The sequence below is a fragment of the Archangium sp. genome (assembly GCF_036277355.1).
In the GTDB taxonomy this organism is placed as follows: Bacteria; Myxococcota; Myxococcia; order Myxococcales; family Myxococcaceae; genus Archangium.
In genome coordinates this window covers 166,859-183,214 of the sequence record NZ_DASUNC010000101.1, presented here as the reverse complement: position 1 = coordinate 183,214, position 16,356 = coordinate 166,859, and the positions used below count along the sequence as shown (strand labels likewise).

Below are 16,356 nucleotides of genomic sequence, written 5' to 3'. Positions count from 1 at the left end.
AAACGAAAGGCCGCCCCCCGGTACGAGGTGGCGGCCTTCGTGCTTCCCGTGCCCGGGGCACGGACTAGCCCTGCAGCTTGATGTTCTTGAGCACCGCCAACCGCGGGTCCACGAACGTCGTGTCACAGCCGCACTGCTTCTCGTTGAGGTTCTGGCCGCACTTCATGCACAGCCCCTTGCACTCCTCGCGGCACACCGTGTTCATCGGCAGCGCCAGCAGCACCTGCTCGCGGACGATCGGCTCCAGGTCGATCACCTTCCCGTCGAACACCTCCTCGTCCGCGTCATCCAACCCGAACGAGCCGCCGCTCTCCCCCGTGCCCTTGTCGTCCTTCTCCTCGTCCTCGTCCACCAGGCCCTCGCCCCGGGCGAGCGACTCGGGAACCAGGTTGATGGTGAAGGACACCGGCAGCTCCAGCTTCGACTCCGTGAGGCAGCGCTTGCACTCGGCCACCACGCGCGAGGTGAACTTGCCCTCGAGCAGCACGCCCCCGCTCAGCTTGCGCAGGCTCGCCGAGACCGCCAGGGGCTCGAGCGGCCGGAAGCCGGACCCCTCGAGCGCGGCTCCGAGCGCTTCCAGGCTCATCTCCTTCTTCACCTGGAGCCCTGTGTCGCGAATTTCTTCAATCTTTACGAGCATCTACCCAAGTTCCTATCAAAAAGGGGCGCGCATCATGGTGAGGGTCCCCCCCGCAGTCAACGCGCCCGAGCCTCCATAGATGTCACAGGCCGTTCACCGTTGCGGGAGTGTCCTCGCGCTAGAGGGCTGTCTGGCCGTTTGCTAGGGTAGGTGCCAATGTCCGTCCGGCGGAATCGCGTGGTAGCCAGCATCGTGGTGGCGAGCCTGCTGTCCCCCGGCGCCTCGCTCGCCCGGCCTCTCTTCCCTGCCCCCCTGCTCTTCCAGGTGGCACCGGCGCGGCCGGAGATCGCCCGGGCCCAGGCGCAGATCAGCGACGGCGACTTCGAGGAGGCCGTGAAGACGTTGGAGGCCGGCCTCGACGCCCCCGACGTCACCGATGATCAACTCGTGGAGCTCTACCGGCTGCTCGGGCTCACCTCGCTGTACCTCGGGGACGAGGCGCGGGCGCGCGAGGCCTACGAGATGCTCCTCCAGGCCCGGCCGGACTACGAGCTGCCCCGCACCGCGCCTCCGAAGATCCGCACGCTCTACGCGCGCATCAAGGAGGACATCAAGAACCGCCGCGTCCGGCCCGTCACCCTCCAGGTGGACCCCATCCCGGATGCCGGGGGCGGCACGCCGGTGACGGCCGAGGCCACCATCCAGGACATGGCGCTCGGGGCGCGGGCGCGGCTCTTCTACCGGCGCGCGGGGGCCCAGGCGTACAGCTCGGTGGACTTCACGCGCGACCGGGCCAACAAGGAGCGCTTCACCGCCACCCTCCCCGCCTACGAGCTGCCGGCCACGGCCTCGGCCTACGAGGTGGAGTACTACTTCGAGGTGGCGGACGCGGCGCAGCGGCGGCTGGCGGGCCGGGGCGATGCCTTCAACCCGCTCGTCTTCCAGGTGGCGCCCGAGCCCGGCACGGTGGCCACGCCCGGCGAGCGCCCCTGGTACAAGAGTCCGTGGCTCTGGGTGGCGGTGGGCGCGGTGGCCGTGGCGGGCACCGCCGGCGCCGTCGTGTACGCAACCTCCGAGGAGCGCGGCCGCGTCCCCATCACCATCCGGGTCAACCCATGAGCCCGCGTCCCTCCCTCCTCCTCCTGCTGGGCACCACCCTCACCGCTGGCTGCGGGGCGCCGCCCGAGTCCGGAAACGGCTTCCCCCTGGAGCTGACCCTCTCGCGCGCCGTCGCCGACGAGCTGGGCGCCTTCCAGGTGGTGGTGCTGCCCGAGGGCAAGTCCCGCCGCTGTGGAGACCTCCAACGCACCTGCCTCAACCAGCAGGTGAAGCAGGATGAGGCGCTCGTCCTCCAGGGGCCGGACGGCAACAAGGCGCGCGCCCTGCGCTTCCCCGCGGGGCTGCAGAGCGGGGCCCAGGAGCTGCTCGTGGACATCCCCGTGGGCCGCGACTACGTCGTCGTCATCGAGGCGCTCTCGCGCTCCAATCCGCCGCGCTTCCTGGGCAGCTCCTGCAACTACCTGGAGTCCGTGAGCGCCGCCCGCAACGAGCCGCTCATCGCCGCCGCCATCACCCCGGCGGCCGTGGAGTGCGATCCCTCCTTCGCTCCCTGAGCGCGGGCGGACGGGCGGACGAGCCCTGTCACAGAGGCGTCACGTGCTCGTCATTCAACCGCCACCCCCAATCTGGTAGGCCACGGGTGTTCAAACCGGGGGGCTGGAGGGACGATGGCGCGCATCCTGATCATCGAAGACGAGCAGGACCTGTCCGGACTGGTGGAGTACAACCTGCGGGCGGCGGGGTTCGAGGCGGAGGTGGCGGGCACGGGAGCGACGGGCCTGGCCCGGGCGCGCGCCAACGTGCCGGACCTGGTGCTGTTGGACCTGATGCTGCCGGACCTGGCGGGCAGCGAGGTGCTGCGCATGCTCAAGAGCGACACCGAGCTGCGCAAGGTGCCCGTCATCATCGTCAGCGCCAAGGGCCAGGAGTCCGACCGCGTGCAGGGCCTGGAGCTGGGCGCGGATGACTACGTGGTGAAGCCCTTCTCGGTGCGCGAGCTGCTGCTGCGCGTGAGGGCGGTGCTGCGGCGCGCGGACGTGGACGAGGGCCCGGCCGCCCAGCTGACCGCCGGGGAGATCCAACTGGACACCTCGCGCCACCAGGTGCGCGTGAAGGGCCAGGAGGTGGTCCTCACCGCGCTGGAGTTCCGCCTGCTGCGCACCCTGCTGGAGCGCGCCGATCGCGTGCAGACGCGCGAGGTGCTCCTCTCCGACGTGTGGGGCATCCAGGCGGAGATCCACACCCGCACGGTGGACACGCACATCAAACGCCTGCGCGAGAAGCTCGGCCCCGCGGGCGACATCATCGAGACGGTGCGCGGCGTGGGCTACAAGCTCAGCCCTCCGCCGCGCGGCTAGAAGCCCATGCCCCTGCGCCTCTTCCTGCTTCCCCTGCTCGCCCCCGCGCTCGCGGCGCTCGTCCTCTTCCTGCTGCTGGGCTGGAGGTTGGACGCGCTCTTCGTGTCGCTCGCCACGCTCACCGGCTCGCTGCTGACGCTGGTGGCGGCCCGGGACGCGCTCAAGCGGCAGCTCCTCTCGCTCGCCCGCCAGGTCCGCATCCGCGCCGAGGGCTCCCCCTCCACCGGCAGCCGCGAGGACGAGCAGGACCGGCTCGAAGAGGTGGCCAACCTCCAGGGCGCCATCGACTCGCTCCACCAGCAACTGTCCGCGCGCAACGCCGGCCTCAACCAGGAGTCGCGCACCCTCACCGCCGTGCTGGACGGCATGGCCGAGGGCATCTGGGTGACGGACGCCGAGGGCACGGTGGTGCGCCACAACGACGCCCTGCGCGACATGCTGCAGACGACGGGGGACATCATCGGCCAGCGCCCCCTGGCGCTCCTGCGCAACGACGCGCTCAACGAGGCCGTCATCCGCGCCTGCCGCGAAGGTGCCTCCACCCGCCTCGAGCTGCCGCTGGAGGGCCTGTTCCCCCGCACGCTCGCCATCCGGGTGACCCCCCTGGGCAGGGATCTGCCCGGCAGCGCCGCCGTCTTCCACGACGTCACCGAGCTGCGCCGGCTGGAGAAGGTGCGCAAGGACTTCGTCGCCAACGTCTCCCACGAGCTGCGCACCCCCATCACCGCCATCCGCGGCTACGCCGAGACGCTCCAGGGCGGTGCCCTCCAGGACGCCGTCATGGCCCCCAAGATGGTGGACATCATCCACCGCCAGTCCGAGCGCCTCTCGGAGCTGGTGGAGGATCTGCTCGAACTGTCCCGGTTGGAGTCACGGGAAGTGAAGTTGCAGGTGACGGACGTGCCCCTGGCGGTGGCCGCCTCCCGGGCCGCCGAGGTGGTGCGGCACAAGGCCCAGGGAAAGAAGATTACGGTCGAGCTGAACGTCCCCCCGGGGCTGATCGGCCGGGGAGACGAGCGGGGGCTGGAGCAGGTGCTGCTCAACCTGCTGGACAACGCGGTGAAGTACACGCCCGAGGGAGGGCGGGTGGTGGTGACGGGCGCTCTGGAGGAGGGGCGGTGCGTGGTGCACGTCCGGGACACGGGCGTGGGGATAGAGCCCAAGCACCTGGCGCGGATTTTCGAGCGCTTCTACCGGGTGGACAAGGGGCGGAGCCGGGACATGGGGGGCACGGGCCTGGGCCTGTCCATCGTCAAGCACCTGATGAGCGCCATGGGGGGCGAGGTCCGGGTCGAGAGCCAACCAAACGAGGGCTCCACCTTCACGATTTTCCTTCCGGCGGCGGTGCCCACGGCGTCGGCGACGGGTTAGGATGGGGCGGCCATGCGGGTCGCCATCCTCGCCGACATTCACGGGAACCTCCCCGCCTGCGAGGCCGTCCTCGAGGACATCGCCCGCGTGGCGCCCGACTACATCGTGGCCGCCGGGGACCTGGCCCTGCGGGGCGCCCACCCGCGCGAGACGGTGGAGCTGCTCTTCGATCGCTGTGATGCGATCCTCATGGGCAACACCGACTGCTACCTCGCCGGCCACTACCTGGGCGGGGCCTACCGCGAGCGCGACCACTGGAAGACGGAGCTGCTCCAGTGGACGCGGGATCAGCTCGGCGAGCCCTGGCTCAAGAAGCTGGGCGCCCTGCCCTTCTCCCAGCGCTACTCGCCGCGCAAGGGGCAGGACCTCTTCGTCTGCCACGCCAATCCGCGCAACCTCGAGGACTCGTTGGACCCGACGTTGGACGAGGCCACCGTCCGGCGCTACTTCCAGAACCTGGACGCGGCGGCGTGTGCCTTCGGCCACCTGCACTTCCCCTACCGGCGCCGCGTGGGCCGGCTGCTGATCGCCGACGTGGCCAGCGCCGGCATCCCGCGGGATGGCGACCTGCGGCCCGCCTACGGCGTCTTCACCTTCACGCCCAAGGGTTGGCGCGTGCAGATCCGCCGCGTGCGCTACCCGGTGCGCAAGGCCACGCAGGCCCTCACGGCGCGCCGCGTGCCGGGCGGTCCGCTGCTCATCCACAAGCTCGTCGAGGCGCGCTACCGCCACCACAAGGCGCTGATGGAGGCCGCGCGCCGCCACTCGGGACTGCCTCCGCCGGGCCCGGTGCTGCGCCCGCCTCCGGGGGCCAACATCCCCCACACGCCCACGCCGCTCGAGCTGCCGGTGGTGGCCCCGCCCATGCTGCTCAAGCAGGCCGTGGGCGACGAGGAGCGCCACCACGCCACCCCCGTCGACGAGGAGCCGACGCAGATCTCCGGCGTGCTGGATCTGGACGGCTGACGCGGGACGGCTGACGCGGGAACGTTGCTTGCCTCGCTGTCCCCGGCGGCCTGGGGACGCGGCCCCTCCCTCACCCGCGCGGGTGCGCTCGCGCTGGACCTGGACGAGCTGCCTGGAAAATTGCGCAAGGGCACCGCGCTCGCGCTCCACCCCGAGGGGAAGCACTTCTCCGCCGCGTGGCTTGCCGCACCGGGCCGGACGCTTGTGCGTTACAACGATTCTCAATCTCGGTAGCAAATGTTACAGAGTTGTCGCAAGCACGTCACCCCGGTGCGAACGCCGGGGCCCAGAGTGCGCCGCCGCCATGCCACACGTCCTCATCGTCGATGACGAACGCGATCTCGCCGAGCTCATTGATTTCAATCTCCGCGCCGCCGGGTTCTCCACCCGCGTGGCTCCCACGGGCGAGTCGGCGCTGTCCGCCGCCCGGGAGCAGCCCGCGGACGTCATCCTCCTGGATGTGATGTTGCCGGACATCTCCGGCGTGGAGGTCTGCCGCCAGCTGCGCGCCGCCGCCAACACGCGTGACGTGCTCATCGTCATGCTCACCGCCAAGGGCGAGGAGGCCGATCGCGTCCTCGGCTTCGAGGTGGGCGCCGACGACTACGTCACCAAGCCCTTCAGCGTCCGGGAGCTCGTCCTGCGGCTCAAGGCCATCCTCCGCCGCAGCGCTCCGGCCCGGGACGAGTCCGCGCCCGTGAAGCTCGGTCCCCTCACGCTCGACACCTCCGCCCACCGCTTCTACGTGGACGGCAAGGAGGTGTCGCTCACCGCGCTCGAGTTCCGACTGCTCGAGTACCTGATGACGCGCGTGGGCCGAGTGCAGTCGCGCGAGCAGCTGCTCGAGGAGGTGTGGGGCCTGTCCAGCAACCTGGAGACGCGCACCATCGACACGCACGTCATGCGCCTGCGCGACAAGCTCGGCCCCGCCCGTGCCTACCTGGAGACGGTGCGCGGCGTGGGCTACCGCATCGTCGAGCCGGGCATGGCCTGAGCGTCGTTGCGCATTTGTCACGCCCCGTCCGTCAAACAGCCACGGACGGCGCATACAGGGTGCCTACCGTTGTTCCACACCGCGTGGAACGAATCGGGAGACATCCACATGAAGACGTTCATCGCTTCGATTGCCGCCGTGCTGCTGCTGGTCCTCCCCGGCGCGGCGCGCGCGGGCACCGTCACCGTCAAGGGCTCGGACACCATGGTCATCCTCGGCCAGCGCTGGGCCGAGGAGTTCATGAAGAAGAACGCCTCCACCCGGCTGCAGGTGACGGGTGGCGGCTCGGGCACCGGCCTGGCGTCCCTCATCAACGGCACCACGGACATCGCCATGTCCAGCCGCCCCATGAAGAAGGAGGAGGCGGACAAGCTGAAGGGCGCCAAGGCGGCCCCCACGCAGATCGCCGTGGCCAGGGACGGCGTCACCTTCTACGTCAACGAGTCCAACCCGGTGAGCGCCCTCACCCAGGAGCAGCTCCAGGGCATCTACCTGGGCGACATCACCAACTGGAAGGAAGTGGGCGGCAAGGACGCCCCCATCGTCCTCTACTCGCGGGAGAACTCCTCGGGCACCTACGTGTTCGTGAAGGACCACGTGCTCGGCGGCGAGGACTACGCCGCCACCGCCCAGACGCTGCCCGGCACCGCCGCGGTGGTGAACGCCGTGGCCAAGGAGAAGAACGGCATCGGCTACGGCGGCTCCGCCTACGCCAAGGGCATCAAGGAGCTGAAGGTCAAGAAGGGCAACGAGGAGATCGAGCCCAGCGAGGCCAACATCAAGAGCGGCAAGTACCCGCTCTCGCGCGACCTCTACTTCTACCTGCGCAACGCGCCGGCCGGCGAGGTGAAGGCCTTCATCGACTTCGCCCTGTCCGCCGAGGGCCAGGCCATCGTCACCAGGGTTGGCTACTTCCCGGTGAAGTAGTCCTCCAGGCCGAGGCCCCCCGCGCGTCACGCGATTGTCACACGAGGCTCGAGAACATGATGGATAGACAGGTGGCCATGCAGAGTCAGGGTCTCGTGGAAACAGTGCCCGTGGCGCCGCGGCTCTCCTCGGCCGCCCGGCGCCGGCAGATCCGCGAGAAGGTCATCGCCGGCATCATCACGGCGGCGGCCTTCACGGGAATCGCCGCGCTGGTGCTCATCCTCGTCTTCATCGCGAAGGAGGCCCTGGCGCTCTTCCTGGACGCCCACGCCCGCGAGGAGGCGAGCCTGTCCAAGATGTTCCTGCCGCAGGTGGTGCGGGCCAACCGCCCACCGGCCTTCGTGTGGCAGCCGGTGTCCAACGTGCCCAAGGTGAGCATGATTCCGCTCTTCATCGGCACGCTGAAGACGACGCTGGTGTCCATGGTGGTGGCGGTGCCGGTGGGGGTGGCGGGCGCGCTGTACGCGGCCGAGTTCGCCCCCCGGCGGCTGCGCGAGGTGCTCAAGCCGGTCATCGAGCTGCTGGCGGGCATTCCCTCGGTGGTGCTGGGCTTCTTCGCGCTGATGGTGCTGGCCACCTTCCTGCAGGACACCTTCGGACTGCCCACGCGGCTCAACGCGGTGGTGGCGGGCCTGGGCCTGGCGCTGGCCATCGTCCCCGTCATCTTCACGGTGTCCGAGGACGCGCTCACCGCGGTGCCGCGCAGCTACCGCGAGGCCTCGCTCGCGCTGGGCGCCACGCCCTGGGAGACGGCCTGGAAGGTGGTGCTCCCGGCGGCGGCCCCCGGCATCCTCGCCGCGTGCGTGCTGGGCTTCGGCCGCGCCATCGGCGAGACGATGATCGTCCTGATGGCCTCGGGCAACGCGGCCATCGTGTCGTGGAACTTCACGGACTCGGTGCGCTCCATGTCCGCCACCATCGCCGCGGAGATGGGCGAGGTGGTGGTGGGCAGCCCGCACTACTCGCTCCTGTTCTTCATCGGCGTGGAGCTCTTCCTCTTCACCTTCGTCCTCAACATGGTCGCCTCCACCTGGACCCGGCGGGTCCTCAAGCGGCTGACGGGAGCGGGCGCGTGAAGCAGCACACCTTCCGCCGGCTCGTGGGCGGCGCGCTCACGTCCCTCACCGGTTTCGCCGCGCTGCTCATCGTGGCCATGCTGGCCATCATCCTCTTCGACGTGGTCCGCGGCGGCATCGGCCACGTCTCCTGGTCGTTCCTCACCGAGCCCCCCTCCGACGGCATGATGGCGGGCGGCATCTTCCCCGCGCTCTACGGCACGGCGGCGCTCACGCTGCTGATGACGCTGGCGGTGATGCCGGTGGGCGTGCTGACGGCGGTGTACCTGCACGAGTACGCGCCCCCGGGCTCCCGGCTGGCCGCCGCGGTGCGCATCGCCGTGGTCAACCTCGCGGGCGTGCCCTCCATCGTCTTCGGCCTCTTCGGCCTGGGCTTCTTCATCCACTTCGTCGGCGGGAGCCTGGACAAGCTGCTCGGCTACCAGGAGCTGAACTGGGGCCAGCCGGGCATCCTCTGGGCCTCGCTCACCCTGGCGGTGCTCACACTGCCCGTGGTCATCGTCTCCACCGAGGAGGCGCTGCGCGCGGTGCCCATGGACCACCGCACGGCGAGCCTCGCGCTGGGCGCCACCAAGTCCCAGACGCTGGCCCGGGTGGTGCTGCCGGGCGCGCTGCCGGGCATCCTCACCGGCGCCGTGCTGGCCGTGTCCCGTGGCGCGGGCGAGGTGGCTCCCATCCTCTTCACCGGCGCCGCCTACTTCCTGCCGGACCTGCCCGACAAGCTGAACTCCCAGTTCATGCACCTGGGCTACCACACGTACGTGCTGGCCACGCAGTCCCCGGACGTGGAGGCCACCCGGCCCCTGCTGTACGCCACGGTGCTCGTCCTGCTCGCGCTCACCTTCGTCCTCAACCTCGTCGCGGTGCTCATCCGCGCCCGCACCCGCCGGCGCGCCTCCGGCGCCCACTGACACCGAGCCATGTCCCTCTCCCCCGCCGTCCCCGCGCGCATCAAGATGGAGGCGCGCCAGCTCTCCCTCCTCTACGGCTCCAAGGTGGCCGTGAAGTCGGTGAGCCTCGCCCTGCCCGAGCACCAGGTCACCGCCCTCATCGGCCCCTCCGGCTGCGGCAAGTCCACCTTCCTGCGCTCGCTCAACCGGATGAACGATCTCATCCCGGGCGCCAGCCACCAGGGCACCGTGCTGCTGGACGGCACCAGCATCCATGACCGCCACGTGGACGTGGTGGACCTGCGCCGCCGCGTGGGCATGGTCTTCCAGAAGTCCAACCCCTTCCCGAAAACGATTTTCGAGAACGTGGCCTACGGCCTGCGCGTGGGCGGGATGAAGGACAAGACGGAGATCGCCACGCGCGTGGAGAAGTCCCTCAAGGGCGGTGCGCTCTGGGACGAGGTGAAGGATCGCCTCAACGACAGCGCCCTGAGCCTGTCCGGCGGCCAGCAGCAGCGCCTGTGCATCGCGCGCGCCCTGGCCGTGGAGCCCGAGGTGCTCCTCATGGACGAGCCCGCCAGCGCCCTGGATCCCATCGCCACGGCGAAGATCGAGGAGCTCATCCACGAGCTGAAGGAGCGCTACACCATCGCCATCGTCACCCACAACATGCAGCAGGCGGCGCGGGTGAGCGATCGCACCGCTTTCTTCTACATGGGTGAGCTGGTGGAATGCGGACCCACCGAGCAGATCTTCACCAACCCGCGCGAGAAGCGCACCGAGGACTACGTCACCGGGAAGTTCGGGTAGGAGCGAGGGAGAGCGGGCACATGCCGTCGACACATACGGACAAGGCATTCGAGGCGGACCTCAGGGACTTGCGCGAGAAGCTGCTGGCCATGGGCGCCAAGGTGGAGGCGCTCATCGCGGACAGCATGCGCGCGCTCACGGAGCGCGACACGCCCCTGGCCGAGCGCGTCATCCAGGCGGACAAGGAGGTCAACCGCCTGGAGGTGGAGATCGACGAGACCTGCCGCCGCATCCTCGCGCTGCGCCAGCCGGCCGCCAGTGACTTGCGCCTCATCACCACCGCGCTGAAGATCGTCACCGACCTGGAGCGCATTGGCGACCTGGCGGTGAACATCGCCGAGCGCTCCAAGGATCTCAACGAGGCCCCTCCCCTCAAGCCCTACGTGGACACGCCCCGGCTGGCCGAGCTGGCCCAGCAGCAGGTGAAGAAGGCGCTGGATGCCTTCGTCTCCTCGGACGTGGCCAAGGCCGAGGCCGTCCTCAAGGAGGACGAGCACCTGGACGTCCTCTACCTGAAGATCTTCAACGAGCTGCTCAGCTACATGATGGAGGACTCGAAGAACATCCGCCGCGCCACCGCGCTGATGTTCATCGCCAAGCACCTCGAGCGCATTGGCGACCACGCCACCAACGTGGCGGAGATGGTCGTCTACATGGTGCGCGGCACCGACATCCGCCACCCGCGCAGCCGCAACCTGACGACCGCCACCTGACCCTCGCGGTCTGACGCAACAGGTCAGGTCCCAACGCTGTCACTGGAATTTCTCCCAGGAGACAGGCAAGCGTCACACCGGGACTTTGGGCTTCGGGAACGCAGCGGGTAGGATGCGCGGCCGCAAGCGCCCCCCGCTTCAGGAGACAGCCCGCGCCCATGAACCATGCGCTCAGCCTCACCCTCCTCACCTTCGCTGGCATCGGAGCCTTCGCCCTCGCCGCCCAGCTCTTCTTCGTGCTGCGACGGCACTGGAGCCTGTCCCGGGCTCCCGCTCCGGCTTCCAGCGCCGGGACGCCGGCGGGCATCTCCATCCTCAAGCCCCTGTGCGGCGTGGATGATGACCTGGAGGCCAACCTGGCGTGCTTCGCCACGCTCGGCTACCCGGTCTACGAGGTGATCCTCGGCGTGAAGGACACCCGGGATCCGGCCTACCAGGTAGCCCAGGCGGCCGTGGCCCGTTGGCCCCACGTGATGCGCCTGGAGCTGCAGCACGGCGAACCCGGCCTCAACCCCAAGGTGAACCAGCTCATCACCCTGGCCGGGGTGGCCCAGTACGACATCCTGCTCATCAGCGACTCCAACACGCGCGTGGAGCCGGACTACCTGCATGAGATCTCCCGCACCTTCGAGGATCCGGAGGTGGGCTGCATCTCCCACCCGGTGAGCGGCATTGGCGAGCAGTCGCTGGGCTCGCTGATGGACAACCTGTACCAGTGCACCACCACGGGCGCGGGGCAGATCGCCGCCAAGCAGGCCGCCAACCAGGACATCGTCGTGGGCAAGTCCATGGCGCTGCGCCGCGAGGTGCTGGATGCGCTGGGCGGCTTCTACTCGGTGCGCAACGTACTGGCCGAGGACTTCGTGATCGGCCGGTGGGTGACGCGCGGGCTGGGCAAGCGCGCCGTGGTGGCGCGGGCCCCCGTGTACAACGTGTCGCAGAAGAAGAGCGTCTCGGCCTTCTTCAAGCGCTACATCCGCTGGTGCATCATCCACCACTCCTGCATCCCCACGCCGGTGTACCTGTCGCAGTCGCTGCTCAACCCCATGCCCTGGGCCCTGCTGGGCGCCGTGTTCGAGCCCTCGCTCCGGGCGCTCGCGGTGGTGACCGGGGTGACGGCGGCCAAGCTCATCCACGACGTGACCGTCTTCCGGGTGCTGCGGCCCGGGCAGCCCATGCCCGCCATGACGGTGCCGGCGGTGCTGCTCAAGGACGCGCTGCTCTTCGTGGCCTGGGTGAACGGGCTGTTCGCCCGCTCGGTGGACTGGCGCGGCAACAAGCTGCGCGTGATGGCCGGCTCCAAGCTGATTCCGCCCGCGGGCACCCCGGTGCAGCCGCTGCCCACCCCCGAGGAGGTCTCCGGCGCCAAGTCCGAGGCCGACGCCGACGAGGCCGACTCCAAGGAGCTGCTCGCGGGCTGACGGGTTCACCGCGAAGTCACCGGGCCCCCCCAGAAGGTTCACCGGGGGGCCATTCCGGTGTTTCAGCGCATGGGTACTTGAAGCACACCCATGCTCATCCGGACCCTGGCGCATCTGTCGGACCTGCATCTGGACCTCACCCGCGAGAGCGACGCGACGGCCACCGCGCTCGTGGAGAGCCTCCTCGCCGAGCGCGTGGACCACGTGGTGGTGACGGGAGATCTCACCCACCAGGGCAGCCGGAGCGAGTACCGGCGCTTCCGGGAGCTCTTCGCTCCGCTGCTCGACGCCGGCCGGCTCACCTTCATCCCCGGCAACCACGACCGCACCGGCGAGGACGCGGGCGGCCAGTGGATGAATGGCCAGAAGGTGCGGGTGGAGGAGCACGAGGGCCTCTTCCTGGTGTGCGTGGACTCCACGGGCCCGCACAACCGCAACTACTTCGCCTGCCATGGCGAGCTGACCCGGGCGGTGTTGGACGAGGTGGACGCCGCCCTCAGTGCCGCTCCCACGGGCGCGCTCACCGCCGTGCTGCTGCACCACCACGTGCTGCCCCTGCCCGAGGAGAGCCTCCCCGAGCGCTTCGCCACGCGCATGGGCTGGCCGCATGCCTCGGAGTTGGCGCTGGGCGCCGAGCTCGTCCGCCGCGTCCAGGGCCGGTGCGATCTGATCCTCCACGGGCACCGGCACGTGCCCCGCGAGTTCGACCTGGGCCCCTCCCAGGGCCGCGGGCTGCGCATCTACAACTCGGGCAGCTCCATCGAGCTCGGCCGCTTCCGCCTCTTCCAGCACGCGGCCGGCCGGCTGGTGGGCGATCCCGTCTGGCAGGGCACGGCGCTGCCCCCGGTGCGCAAGCGCTCGGCCCCCAACGTCATGCCCGCCCTGCAATACCTCGCCAGCCAGCTGACGGTGTCCCTCCTCTGAACTACCTTTGGAGCACCTTTGAAGCACCTTCGAGGCACCCTGGTGGGCCGCCTCCTCCCCTGCTCTCCGGCCAGCCTTGTTCCCGTGGTGAATGCCGCGTCGTCGTCGGCGCGTTGTCCCCACGTACCAGGAGGCGACTTGGGGCGAAGGGCATCCGAGGAAGACGGACGCAAGGTGCTGGTCGTTGACGACGACGCCGACTGGCGGGAGTTCCTCAAGCTGTGTCTCGAGGATCTCGGCTACGAGGCCATCGAGGCCGCCAACGGCCAGGAGGCCCTCGACTCGCTGGCGCGGCAGCGCTACGGCGTGATGCTCCTGGACCTCAACATGCCTGGCATGAACGGCTTCGAGGTGCTGGAGCGGATGCCTCGCAACGGCACCCCGCCCCGGGTGGTGTTCCTCACCGCCGCCGCGGCGCAGGACGTCGGCGGGGCCCTGCGCACCGGGCCGCACTACTACCTCCCCAAGGGCGCCAGCCGGGATCAGCTCTCCTTGCTGCTCCAATCCCTGGACGCCTGAAGTCCCCGTGCTGCTATAGGTCGGCGCCCGGAGGTTGAACGGCCATCGCGCTCGAATTCGCCATCATCCTGGTGCTGATCCTCGCCAACGGCATCTTCGCCGGGGCGGAGCTGGCGTTGCTGTCGGTGCGCAAGACGCGCCTGAGCGAGCTGCTCGACGAGGGCAACCGCGCCGCCCAGGCCGTGCAGGCGCTGCGGGACAACCCCGAGCGCTTCCTGGCCACGGTGCAGATCGGCATCACCGTGGTGGGGGCCTCCGCGGCGGCCTTCGGCGGAGCCTCCATCGCCCAACGGCTGGTGGGGCCGCTCAAGCAGCTGGGGTTGGAGGCGGAGACGGCCGAGAGCCTGGCCTTCGCGAGCGTGGTGGGGCTGGTGTCCTATCTGTCGCTCGTCCTGGGCGAGCTGGTGCCCAAGTCGCTGGCCCTGCGCTTCTCCGAGGGCTACGCGCTGTTCATCGCCCGCCCGCTCCGGGGCATCTCCTGGGTGGTGCAGCCGCTGGTGTGGTTCCTCACCGCCAGCTCCAACCTCATCCTGCGCTTCTTCGGAGACAAGACGAACTTCACCGAGTCGCGCCTGTCCCCGGACGAGCTGCAACAGCTGGTGGAGGAGGCGGCGAAGTCGGGCTCGTTGGATCCCCGGGCCGGGGAGATCGCCTCACGCGCCTTTGATCTCGGCACCATCCCCCTGTCGGCGGTGATGGTGCCGCGCAGCCGCATGGTGGCGCTGCGCCGGCACTCGAGCGCGGAGGAGATCAAACAGGTGCTGCTGGAGCACGGGCACTCGCGGATGCCGGTGTACGAGGGCTCGCTCGACAACATCGTGGGCTACGTCATCGCGAAGGATCTGCTGGGCGTGGCGTGGGAGGGCTCGCTCATCGTGCTGGAGGACGTGATGAGGCCGGCCTGGTTCGCCTTCGAGTCGATGCGGGCCATCGACGCGATGAAGGAGCTGCAACAGCGGCGGATGCAGCTGGCCATCGTGGTGGACGAGCGCGGAGGCGTGGCGGGGCTGGTGACGGTGGAGGATCTGGTCGAGGAGCTGGTGGGGGAGATCGCCAGCGAGTTCGAGAAGCCCGAGGAGCTCTTCAAGCGCGAGGGTCCCACCACGGTGGTGGTGCAGGGCACGGCGGCCATCCGGGACGTCAACCGGGCACTGGGGCTGGAGCTGGAGGAGGGCCAGGGCTGGTCCACGGTGGGCGGCCTGTGCTCGGCGCAGGCTGGGACCATCCCCGAGAAGGGCACGAAGCTGACGCTGGAGGACGGGACGGTGCTGGAGGTGCTGGATGCGAGCCCCCGCCGGGTGCGCTCGGTGCGCATCCACCTGCCACCCGAGGAAGCATCCAAGGGCTGAAGAAGGGCGAGGGCCGGAGCCGGGGCCATGGCACCCGCCGGGACACCTCGCCTATCGTTGGCCCCCGCCATGCTGATCCAAGACGCCCTGCACTCCTCGCTGACGGATCCGATCCTGGACGTCATGAACTTCCTGAACGAGATCGCGCTCCGCTTCCCGGAGGCGATCTCCTTCGCGCCCGGCAGGCCGCACGAGAAGTTCTATGACCCCCAGCAGCTCACGACGTACCTCGACGCGTACATCCGTCATCTGAGCCAGGAGCGGGGTTTCACCGAGGCGCAGATCCGCACCAACCTGTTCCAATACGGCCGGACCAACGGGCACATCCATGGCCTGATCGCGCGGATGCTGGAGAAGGACGAGGGCATCAAGGCCGCCCCCGAGTCCATCGTCGTCACGGCCGGCTGCCAGGAGGCGATGTTCATCTCCCTGCGCGCGCTGTTCTCGAAGGACACCGATGTCCTGCTGGTGGGCATGCCCTGCTACATCGGCATCACCGGCGCGGCGAAGCTCCTGGACATCGAGGTCGTTCCGGTGGCCGAGCGCGAGGATGGTCTGGATCTGCACGAGCTCGAGCGGACGTTGGAAGCGCTCCAGGCCCAGGGCAAGCGGCCCCGGGCGCTCTACCTCGTCGCGGACTTCGCCAACCCGTCCGGGCGGAGTCTCCCGGAGCCCGCGCGCAAGCGCCTGCTGGACATCGCCGCGCGCGCCGACATGCTCATCCTCGAGGACAACCCCTATGGGTTCTTCTACCGGGAGGGCCCGCGCAAGCCCACCCTCAAGTCGATGGATGAGCAGGGACGCGTCATCTACCTGGGCTCGTTCTCCAAGTCCGCCTTCCCGGGCCTGCGCGTGGGCTACGCCGTGGCGGACCAGCGCGTCGTTGGCCCCGCGGGCGAGCATCACCTGCTGGCGGAGGAGTTCTCGAAGATCAAGAGCCTGCTGACCGTGAACACGTCCGCCATCTGCCAGGCCATCATCGGCGGCATGTTGGTGATGAACGACTGCAGTCTCCTGCAGGCGAACCACGAGCCGATCCGCTTCTACAAGGAGAACATGGACGCGACGCTCCAGGCCCTGGAGCGCCACTTCCCGAGGAGCGAGGCCTGGTCACGCGACGTGACGTGGAACGTCCCGGACGGTGGCTTCTTCCTCGTGGTGAAGCTGCCCATCGAGGCGGATGAGGCCCTGCTCGAGCAGTCCGCGCGGCACCACCAGGTCATCTGGACACCGATGCGCTACTTCTACCTCGGCACCGGTGGCGAGCATGAGCTCCGGCTCTCCGTCAGCTACCTCACGCCGGAGCGGATCGAAGAGGGCATCTCCCGCCTGGCCCGGCTGATCAGGTCCGCGATGGAGCAGCGCGGCGCACGCGCCCTCCAGGCGGGTTGAGCGGACC

Annotated in this window: 17 protein-coding genes; 16 read left to right on the top strand and 1 reads right to left on the bottom strand. The window is 69.5% G+C overall.

Annotation, left to right across the window (positions count from 1 at the left end; genetic code table 11):
• Positions 1-64 precede the first annotated feature (64 nt).
• The gene (locus VFZ09_RS26470) at positions 65-640 is read right to left on the bottom strand and encodes a DUF177 domain-containing protein (RefSeq protein ID WP_329730444.1); all 576 of its coding nucleotides are present in this window, start codon (positions 638-640) and stop codon (positions 65-67) included.
• A gap of 177 nt (positions 641-817) precedes the next feature.
• Here VFZ09_RS26470 and VFZ09_RS26465 point away from each other — a divergent pair, with 177 nt between their 5' ends.
• From VFZ09_RS26465 to VFZ09_RS26390, 16 genes are all read left to right on the top strand, one after another.
• Complete coding sequence (locus VFZ09_RS26465; protein ID WP_329730443.1) at positions 818-1,699, top strand: hypothetical protein; 882 nt, start codon at positions 818-820, stop codon at positions 1,697-1,699.
• On the top strand, positions 1,696-2,193 hold the full coding sequence (locus tag VFZ09_RS26460; RefSeq protein ID WP_329730442.1) for a hypothetical protein: 498 nt from the start codon (positions 1,696-1,698) through the stop codon (positions 2,191-2,193). The genes VFZ09_RS26465 and VFZ09_RS26460 overlap by 4 nt, the downstream gene beginning before the upstream one ends.
• 114 nt (positions 2,194-2,307) lie before the next feature.
• On the top strand, positions 2,308-2,997 hold the full coding sequence (locus tag VFZ09_RS26455) for a response regulator transcription factor (protein WP_329730441.1): 690 nt from the start codon (positions 2,308-2,310) through the stop codon (positions 2,995-2,997).
• Positions 2,998-3,003: 6 nt separating this feature from the next.
• The gene (locus VFZ09_RS26450) at positions 3,004-4,368 is read left to right on the top strand and encodes a sensor histidine kinase (protein ID WP_329730440.1); all 1,365 of its coding nucleotides are present in this window, start codon (positions 3,004-3,006) and stop codon (positions 4,366-4,368) included.
• Between the two features lie 12 nt (positions 4,369-4,380).
• On the top strand, positions 4,381-5,334 hold the full coding sequence (locus VFZ09_RS26445; RefSeq protein ID WP_329730439.1) for a metallophosphoesterase family protein: 954 nt from the start codon (positions 4,381-4,383) through the stop codon (positions 5,332-5,334).
• Positions 5,335-5,638: 304 nt separating this feature from the next.
• Positions 5,639-6,328 (top strand): response regulator transcription factor, encoded by a 690-nt coding sequence (locus VFZ09_RS26440; protein ID WP_329730438.1) that lies wholly within the window; start codon positions 5,639-5,641, stop codon positions 6,326-6,328.
• 108 nt (positions 6,329-6,436) lie between these two features.
• Complete coding sequence (locus tag VFZ09_RS26435) at positions 6,437-7,255, top strand: phosphate ABC transporter substrate-binding protein (protein WP_329730437.1); 819 nt, start codon at positions 6,437-6,439, stop codon at positions 7,253-7,255.
• Positions 7,256-7,314: 59 nt separating this feature from the next.
• Complete coding sequence (gene pstC, locus VFZ09_RS26430; protein WP_329730461.1) at positions 7,315-8,331, top strand: phosphate ABC transporter permease subunit PstC; 1,017 nt, start codon at positions 7,315-7,317, stop codon at positions 8,329-8,331.
• Positions 8,328-9,242 (top strand): phosphate ABC transporter permease PstA, encoded by a 915-nt coding sequence (gene pstA, locus VFZ09_RS26425; RefSeq protein WP_329730436.1) that lies wholly within the window; start codon positions 8,328-8,330, stop codon positions 9,240-9,242. Before pstC ends, pstA begins: the two co-directional genes overlap by 4 nt.
• A 45-nt stretch (positions 9,243-9,287) precedes the next feature.
• Positions 9,288-10,031, top strand: a complete 744-nt coding sequence (gene pstB / locus VFZ09_RS26420; protein WP_329730460.1) for a phosphate ABC transporter ATP-binding protein PstB — start codon at positions 9,288-9,290, stop codon at positions 10,029-10,031.
• 20 nt (positions 10,032-10,051) lie between these two features.
• The gene (gene phoU / locus VFZ09_RS26415; RefSeq protein WP_329730435.1) at positions 10,052-10,744 is read left to right on the top strand and encodes a phosphate signaling complex protein PhoU; all 693 of its coding nucleotides are present in this window, start codon (positions 10,052-10,054) and stop codon (positions 10,742-10,744) included.
• 158 nt (positions 10,745-10,902) lie between these two features.
• Positions 10,903-12,165, top strand: coding sequence for a ceramide glucosyltransferase (locus VFZ09_RS26410; RefSeq protein ID WP_329730434.1), 1,263 nt, complete (start codon positions 10,903-10,905; stop codon positions 12,163-12,165).
• Positions 12,166-12,255: 90 nt separating this feature from the next.
• Positions 12,256-13,089, top strand: coding sequence for a metallophosphoesterase (locus VFZ09_RS26405; protein ID WP_329730433.1), 834 nt, complete (start codon positions 12,256-12,258; stop codon positions 13,087-13,089).
• Between the two features lie 138 nt (positions 13,090-13,227).
• Positions 13,228-13,608, top strand: a complete 381-nt coding sequence (locus VFZ09_RS26400) for a response regulator (protein ID WP_329730432.1) — start codon at positions 13,228-13,230, stop codon at positions 13,606-13,608.
• A gap of 71 nt (positions 13,609-13,679) precedes the next feature.
• Positions 13,680-14,957, top strand: coding sequence for a hemolysin family protein (locus VFZ09_RS26395; protein WP_329730431.1), 1,278 nt, complete (start codon positions 13,680-13,682; stop codon positions 14,955-14,957).
• Between the two features lie 69 nt (positions 14,958-15,026).
• Positions 15,027-16,349 (top strand): PLP-dependent aminotransferase family protein, encoded by a 1,323-nt coding sequence (locus VFZ09_RS26390; RefSeq protein WP_329730430.1) that lies wholly within the window; start codon positions 15,027-15,029, stop codon positions 16,347-16,349.
• Positions 16,350-16,356 lie beyond the last annotated feature (7 nt).

Coding starts and splice junctions, on each gene's coding strand:
- VFZ09_RS26470 (WP_329730444.1), bottom strand. CDS start 640: ATGCTCGTAAAGATTGAAGAAATTCGCGACACAGGGCTCCAGGTGAAG.
- VFZ09_RS26460 (WP_329730442.1), top strand. CDS start 1,696: ATGAGCCCGCGTCCCTCCCTCCTCCTCCTGCTGGGCACCACCCTCACC.
- VFZ09_RS26390 (WP_329730430.1), top strand. CDS start 15,027: ATGCTGATCCAAGACGCCCTGCACTCCTCGCTGACGGATCCGATCCTG.
- VFZ09_RS26405 (WP_329730433.1), top strand. CDS start 12,256: ATGCTCATCCGGACCCTGGCGCATCTGTCGGACCTGCATCTGGACCTC.
- VFZ09_RS26410 (WP_329730434.1), top strand. CDS start 10,903: ATGAACCATGCGCTCAGCCTCACCCTCCTCACCTTCGCTGGCATCGGA.
- VFZ09_RS26440 (WP_329730438.1), top strand. CDS start 5,639: ATGCCACACGTCCTCATCGTCGATGACGAACGCGATCTCGCCGAGCTC.
- pstC (WP_329730461.1), top strand. CDS start 7,315: ATGGATAGACAGGTGGCCATGCAGAGTCAGGGTCTCGTGGAAACAGTG.
- phoU (WP_329730435.1), top strand. CDS start 10,052: ATGCCGTCGACACATACGGACAAGGCATTCGAGGCGGACCTCAGGGAC.
- VFZ09_RS26450 (WP_329730440.1), top strand. CDS start 3,004: ATGCCCCTGCGCCTCTTCCTGCTTCCCCTGCTCGCCCCCGCGCTCGCG.
- VFZ09_RS26455 (WP_329730441.1), top strand. CDS start 2,308: ATGGCGCGCATCCTGATCATCGAAGACGAGCAGGACCTGTCCGGACTG.
- VFZ09_RS26445 (WP_329730439.1), top strand. CDS start 4,381: ATGCGGGTCGCCATCCTCGCCGACATTCACGGGAACCTCCCCGCCTGC.
- pstB (WP_329730460.1), top strand. CDS start 9,288: ATGGAGGCGCGCCAGCTCTCCCTCCTCTACGGCTCCAAGGTGGCCGTG.
- VFZ09_RS26435 (WP_329730437.1), top strand. CDS start 6,437: ATGAAGACGTTCATCGCTTCGATTGCCGCCGTGCTGCTGCTGGTCCTC.